The sequence below is a fragment of the Oleiphilus sp. HI0125 genome (genome assembly GCF_001635355.1).
The window spans coordinates 1-778 of record NZ_LWGF01001070.1; the positions used below are offsets into that span (position 1 = coordinate 1).

Below are 778 nucleotides of genomic sequence, written 5' to 3' on the forward strand. Positions count from 1 at the left end.
CTTTTGACGTGCCATAGTAGTTGCCGAATACTTCTGCATGCTCGAGAAAGTCGCCTTGATCGATTAAAGATTTAAACGTGTCGGTGCTAACGAAGTTGTAGTTAATGCCGTCTTCTTCACCAGGACGTTTGTCGCGAGTAGTGTGAGAAACAGAGACGGTGATGTTTTTGTAGCGATTCACTAACTCGTGAACGAGACTGGTTTTCCCTGCACCGGAAGGTGCGGCAATTATGTATAACTTGCCTGAAGTATGCGTGGTCGTCATTGATCGCTTATTCCCTACATTAAGAGTAATGCTGCCGCGAAAATTTACGCAAGAGGCTGTAAATCGGCGACTGGTTTAAGCCGGCACAGTTTACAGCCACTTTGGCTATAAAGATAGGGAGTAAACGATAGTCTTTACTCGACGTTTTGCACTTGCTCTCGCATTTGTTCTATTAATACTTTGAGCTCAACAGCTGCGCGTGTTGTGTCGGTCACGATTGATTTAGATGAGAGTGTGTTGGCTTCTCTGTTCAGCTCTTGCATTAGAAAGTCGAGTCGGCGTCCAACAGGTTCTTTCTTCTTCAGCACTTTTCGGACTTCTTTTACATGTGCGTCTAGGCGATCTAACTCTTCATCAACATCAGACTTTTGCGCAAGGACGACCATTTCTTGTTCGATACGTTGTTCGTCCAAATCAACACTGAGCTCAGCAAAGCGGTTACGTAAATTTTCACGTTGCTGTTCCAAAATTTGAGGCAGCTTGCCGCGGACCTCAATTACGATGTCGTCAATC

General features: G+C 45.1%; 2 protein-coding genes. Both read right to left on the reverse strand.

The genetic code is table 11. From position 1 onward, the window contains the following. The coding region (locus A3762_RS18350) for a guanylate kinase (protein ID WP_369820698.1) at positions 1-265 on the reverse strand (265 nt) is incomplete at its 3' end. Between the two features lie 134 nt (positions 266-399). Then, the coding region (locus A3762_RS18355; protein ID WP_156493577.1) for an endoribonuclease YicC domain-containing protein at positions 400-778 on the reverse strand (379 nt) is incomplete at its 5' end.